The organism is Azospirillum sp. B4, assembly GCF_000333275.1.
Taxonomy (GTDB): domain Bacteria; phylum Pseudomonadota; class Alphaproteobacteria; order Azospirillales; family Azospirillaceae; genus Nitrospirillum.
The window spans coordinates 1-5,328 of record NZ_BACU01000673.1 but is presented as its reverse complement, the minus strand read 5'-3'; the positions used below and the strand labels follow the sequence as shown (position 1 = coordinate 5,328).

The window sequence follows — 5,328 nt, the reverse complement described above, 5'->3', positions numbered from 1 at the left end:
TCGCCCTGGGGGCCGGCGAAGTGACCACCAGGCCGGTGGCGACGGTGCCCAGGACACGCAGGTCCGGCGCGTAGTCGGGCGCCAGGTATGTCGCCCCCAGGGCGGCGCCGGAGCCCTGCGACTGCCCGGCGATGACCACCTGGTTGCGCAGCACCCCGGGCTTGGCCTTCAGGGCCGCACGCACGGCGTCCAGGATGGACCGGCCCTCGGACTTCCATAGCAGGTAGGGGTGGACGCCCTTGGTCCCCAGCCCCTCATAGTCGGTGGCGACGACGGCGAAGCCGGCCTCCATCCAGCGCTGCAGATAGGCCACGTCCCGCGCCGGCTGGCCCCGCCAGGAGGGGGCGCAGACGTCGGCGAAACCGGTGGTGCCGTGGGCCCAGGCCAGGATGGGCCAGCCGCCCTGGGGTGGCGTGCCGGCGGGGAGGTAAACGATGCCGGACACCGGCACCAGGCCACGCCCCACGCCGCTGGTGGCGGTGTAAAGGATGCGCAGCGCCGTCCCGGCCGTCTTGGGCCGCGACAGCGTTGCCGGGAACGTCTCCTCCCGCAGGGGCAGGCCTGGCTGCGTGATCGCCGCGTCCCAGCGGTAAAAGGCCGAGACGCCGCCGTCGCCATCGATATTGGGGGCGCCATTCGTCGCGGCCCGCGCCAGGGTGGTGCCCGACAGCAGCGCCAGGGAAAAGTACAGAAGCGCGCGCTTGGAAATCCTGAACATACGCCGTCCGATCATTTTGTCGTCGTGATGGATCGTCACAGCCTAGGGCCGCGCCACCCTTTCCCCCCGTGTCCGTTTTTACCATGGGCCGTTGCCCAGGCGACAACGCCCGTGTCATGCGGTTTTTGTGAACGGCCCGGTGTTAATCCCGCACCCGGCTTGTTTGGGATGCGCCAGCCCCTCACAGTTAGGCGTCTGAGGATCCAAGTGGGAGAGCGGCACGATCATGGCGACAGCGGTGAAGCGGGGCGGGTGGCTGACCATCCTGGTGGTGTATGGCATCGGCCTGGGCGCCATGTCGCTGGTCGGCATCCTGTCGCCGCTGGCGGTGCGCATCACGGCCGACCTGCACGCCCCCGCCGCCGCCATTGGCCTGACCATCGCGTTGTTCTCCCTGCCGGCCGCCATCATGGCCATGGTGGGTGGCGGCATCGTCGACCGCATCGGCCCGCGCCGGGCCCTGGTGCTGGCCGCGCCGGTGCTGGCCTTGGCCGACGCCGTGGTCTTCCTGGCCCGGGACGTCTGGCTGCTGGACGTCGGCGTGTTGTTGGCCGGCATCGGCTATGTCGGCGTGCTGAACGGTGGCGCCGCCATGCTGATGGGCAGCCTGGATGGCGCCATCCGCACCAAGGGCATGGCCCTGTGGTCGACCTATGCCCCCGTCGGCTTCTCCCTGGGCCTGCTGGTCGCGGCGCCGTTCACGACCGCAGCCGACTGGCGTGTGGCGCCGGCGCTGCACGGCGCCTTCATGCTGGTGTGCTGTGCTGGCACGCTGATCCTGCCGCAGGTGCCGCCGCGCAAGGCCGAGGGTGTGCCGGTGCGGGAACAGGTCGGCCGTCTGTTCGCGGCCCTGCGGCGCCGGGACGTGCTGCAACTGGCGGTCAGCGCCGCCCTGCCCAGCATGATCTCCTACGGCACCAGCCTGGTGGCGGCGACGTACCTGGCCAAGGTGCACGGCGTGTCCCTGGCGGCCTCCGCCAGTATCGTGGCGGTGGCCAAGATCGCGGCCGTGCTGCTGGGGGGCACCGTGACCGGCACCTTGCTCGCCCGCGACTTCCCGCCCCGCACCCTGTTCACCATCATGGTGGGCGTGGGGATGGCGGCGCAGTTCCTGCTGTTCTTCCCCGGCAGCCCCTTGCCGCTGGCGGTGGTGGGGCTGATGGGCTGGCTGTTCACCTTCGGCGCCCTGTCGGGTGTGTGCATGGCCGCCATGCCGCTGGTCGCCGGCCAGGCGCTGGGGGGCGGCACGGTGGCCGGCACCATCAACCAGTTTGTCTCCCTGGCGTCGTTCCTGACGCCCACCCTCTACTTCGCGTCATCGGCCTGGGGTGTTTATGTCGGCATCGCCCTGGCTGGCCTGGTGGTGGCCCTGGCGGCCCTGCCCGGCATAGTGGGCGCGCGCCGGTCGGCTTCGGCCGTTTCAGCTTCCTAAACTCAAACAGCCGTGTCGCCACCGTCCACCGGGATCATCGCCCCGGTGATGTAGGATGCGGCGGGGGAGATGAGATAGCGGATCAGGGACGCCGCTTCCTCCGCCTGGCCATGGCGGCGCAAGGGGATGCGGCCGTCCACCTCCTGGCGCCCCGCGTCGGCGTCGTCCTGCGCCGACCAGAACGCCCGGGTCTGCGGCGTGTCCACCCAGCCGACCAGGGCCACATTGACCCGGATGCCCCTGGGACCCAGCTCCGCCGCCAGGCTGCGGACCAGCCCTGCCAGCCCCGCCTTGGTCGCCTGGTAGGCATGGGTATGCGGCTGCCCGCGCAGCGTGGCGGTGGAAGAGATGAAGACGATGCCCGCACGGGGGGAGGCGCCCAGCAGGTCCAGGGCCGCCTGCGCCGCCAGGAAGGGCAGGCGCAGGTTGACGGCCGCCGCCTCATCCCACATCGCCGCCGTCCATTGGCCCACCGGGGCCGCCTGCACCAGCGAGGCGGCGACGACCACGGCGTCCAATGCCCCCTGGTCGGCCCGGACGGCTTCCACGGCGCGGGCAGGGGCGTCATGATCCGCCGGATTCACCGGGATATGGAGGTCCCACGGGCCGGTGGCGTCGGCGGCGCCGTCCGCCATGGCGACCCAGTCGCCATTGGCCTTGCACCCGTCCGCCACCGTCCGCCCCAGGCCGGCCGAACTGCCGATGATCAGGATGCGCGCCATGGTCCGTTTCCCGCTGGTGATGGTGCCCTACCACCCATACCCCGCTCCTGGCGGAAACCCAGGCCCGCTTCGGCAACGGCCGGGGCAAAAAATAGCAACTCCCGGCAACACCCGCGCTGGATATGATCGGCGGCATGAACTTGATGTCACATCCTGAGGCGACGGCCGGCGTGTCCGGCGCGTTCGACCCCGCCGACCCGGTGTCCGTGCGCCGGGCCATACGGGAACGCCGCTTCACCGGCTTCACCAACCTGGTGGCGCGCACCGTGGTGCAGGGCAACCTGGTGGCCGTGCCGGCGGAGTATGCCGACGCGTTCGAGGCCTACTGCCGCGCCAACGCCCAGGCGCTGCCCATCCTGGGCCGCAGCGCGCCGGGGGAACGGACCATCCCGTTCCTGGCGCGGGACATGGATATCGCCCGCGACACCGGCGGCTACATGATCTTCCGCGACGGGGAGCTGGTGGACACGCCGGCCGACGCCAGCGCCGCCTGGCGCGACGACCTGGTCGCCTTCGTCCTGGGCTGTTCCTTTTCGTTCGAGGCGCTCTTGCAGCGCCACGGCGTCCGCCTGCGCCACCTGGATGAGGGCAACGTCTCGGCCATGTACGTGACCGATCGCGACACGACCCCCGTTGGCCCCTTCGGGGGCAAGCTGGTGGTGTCCATGCGGGCCCTGCGCCCGGCCGACGCCATCAAGGCCACCATCCTGTCGGCACGCTATCCCGCCTTTCACGGCGCGCCGGTATCCTTGGGCCTGCCCGGCGATCTGGGCATTGAGGATTTGGAACAGAGCTATGGCGGCCACGGGCTGACCCGGCTGAACCCCGATGAGGTTCCGGTTTTCTGGGCCTGCGGCGCCACCGGGCAGATCGCCGCCCACGCCGCCCGCCTGCCGCTTTGCATCACGCACTACAAGGCGCACATGGTCGTCACCGACCTGCCTTTGCCGAAGGAAGATTGAGGATGAACGTCGACGAAATCGTCTCTCATTACGACGCCCACGGCTACGCCGTCGCGCCCGGCCTGCTGGCCGGCCCCATCCTGGATGAGCTGCTGGAACTGACCGCCCGGATCGAGGCGCGCGCGGCCGACAGCATCGCCGACGACGCCTGGTTCGATTTCGACCAGGATGCCAGCGGCAAGCGCACCATCCAGCGCATCAAGAAGCCGAATCGCATCGATCCGTTCTACGCCCGCCTGGCCGGCCATCCCAAGATCCTGGACGTGCTGAACCGATTGATCGGGACCAACATCCGGCTGAATCACACCAAGATGAACATGAAGGCGGCCAACGGCGGCGCCGCGTTGGAATGGCATCAGGACTGGGCCTTCGCCCCCCATACCAACATGTCCACCTGTGTCGCCTCCATCATGTTGGACGGCGCCTCGGCCGAGAACGGCGCCATGCAGGTCATCCCCGGCAGCCACAAGGGGCCGCTGCTGGACCACCATGACGAGGAAGGCTATTTCGCCGGCGCCGTGGACGTGAGCCAGATCGCGCTGGACAAGGCCGCCTTGCTGGCCGGCCCGCCGGGCACCGTCAGCTTCCACCACCCCATGACCCTGCACGGGTCCAGCGTCAACCGCTCGGGCAAGTCGCGCCGCATCCTGTTCTACGAATACGCCGCCACCGACGCCTTCCCCCTGTTCTACAAGGTGGATTGGGAGGAGTACGACAGCCGCATCGTCGCCGGCCCGTCCAGCAGTGAGGTGCGGTTCGAACAGAACCACGTGAAGCTGCCGTTTCCGTCCCGCGCCGGCAGCTCCATCTACAAGATCCAGGCGGAATCCAACCGCCGCTATTTCGCGGAGGCGATGTAAGTGGGCGCCCAAGGGACGATGCGTGAACGGCCCGTGGCCCTGGTCACGGGCGCCAGTGCGGGCACCGGCAGTGAGATCGCCCTGGCGCTGGGGGCCGCCGGCCATGACGTGGCCATCACCGGCCGCCGGACGGAAGCGCTGGAGGAACTGGCCGGCCAACTGCGGGGGCAGGGGGCCGACGTCCTGGTCCTGACGGTGGACGTGCGCGACGCCGCGGCGCTGGATCAGGCGCTGACTGACTTTCTGGGATGGTCGGGCGGCCGGGTGGATGTTGTGGTCAATGCCGCCGGCACCACCGGGCCACTGTCTCCGCCCATCGGTGAATTCAGCGTGGCGGACTTCGACAATGTCATCGCCACCAACCTGCGGGCGCCCTTCATCGTGCTGTCACGCCTGCTGCCCGTCATGCGGGCGGCCAAGGGCGGGCGCATCGTCAACATCGGCGGCAACCCCCAGGTTCACCGCCACCGGCCAGGGATAGGGGAACCACTGCGCGGAGAAGTGCTCGATGGAGGCCTTCAGATATTCCGTCGACCGGTTCCACTTGTCCGATCCCACGCCCTCCACCGGATAGACGGACATGGCCAGCGCGTGGCCGCCTTCCGGCAGGTTCACGCGCGCCGCTCCCAGACGA

Annotated in this window: 6 protein-coding genes; 4 read left to right on the top strand and 2 right to left on the bottom strand. The window is 69.7% G+C overall.

Annotated features, from left to right (window positions below; all coding sequences use genetic code 11):
- Positions 1-718 (bottom strand): lipase family protein (locus tag I55_RS30500; RefSeq protein ID WP_213083529.1); only part of this gene is annotated, 718 nt, incomplete at its 3' end.
- A gap of 226 nt (positions 719-944) precedes the next feature.
- Here I55_RS30500 and I55_RS30495 point away from each other — a divergent pair.
- Positions 945-2,150, top strand: a complete 1,206-nt coding sequence (locus tag I55_RS30495; RefSeq protein ID WP_044564488.1) for an MFS transporter — start codon at positions 945-947, stop codon at positions 2,148-2,150.
- 2 nt (positions 2,151-2,152) lie between these two features.
- On the opposite strand, the gene I55_RS30490 is transcribed toward I55_RS30495, so the two are convergent.
- Entirely contained in the window at positions 2,153-2,872 is a 720-nt protein-coding gene (locus I55_RS30490) for an SDR family NAD(P)-dependent oxidoreductase (protein ID WP_044564487.1), read from the bottom strand.
- 143 nt (positions 2,873-3,015) lie between these two features.
- Here I55_RS30490 and I55_RS30485 point away from each other — a divergent pair, with 143 nt between their 5' ends.
- The 3 genes from I55_RS30485 to I55_RS39610 form a co-directional block, all read left to right on the top strand.
- Complete coding sequence (locus I55_RS30485; protein WP_049974658.1) at positions 3,016-3,834, top strand: D-glutamate cyclase family protein; 819 nt, start codon at positions 3,016-3,018, stop codon at positions 3,832-3,834.
- Positions 3,835-3,836: 2 nt separating this feature from the next.
- Positions 3,837-4,694: a phytanoyl-CoA dioxygenase family protein gene (locus I55_RS30480; protein ID WP_044564486.1), complete on the top strand. Its 858-nt coding sequence runs from the start codon at positions 3,837-3,839 to the stop codon at positions 4,692-4,694.
- Positions 4,695-4,712: 18 nt separating this feature from the next.
- Positions 4,713-5,328: SDR family NAD(P)-dependent oxidoreductase (locus tag I55_RS39610; RefSeq protein ID WP_376739215.1), on the top strand; the 616-nt coding region annotated here is incomplete at its 3' end.

Bases quoted from the DNA above. Each gene is read 5' to 3' on its own strand.
- I55_RS30495 (WP_044564488.1), top strand. From the start codon at position 945: ATGGCGACAGCGGTGAAGCGGGGCGGGTGGCTGACCATCCTGGTGGTG.
- I55_RS30490 (WP_044564487.1), bottom strand. From the start codon at position 2,872: ATGGCGCGCATCCTGATCATCGGCAGTTCGGCCGGCCTGGGGCGGACG.
- I55_RS30485 (WP_049974658.1), top strand. From the start codon at position 3,016: ATGTCACATCCTGAGGCGACGGCCGGCGTGTCCGGCGCGTTCGACCCC.
- I55_RS30480 (WP_044564486.1), top strand. From the start codon at position 3,837: ATGAACGTCGACGAAATCGTCTCTCATTACGACGCCCACGGCTACGCC.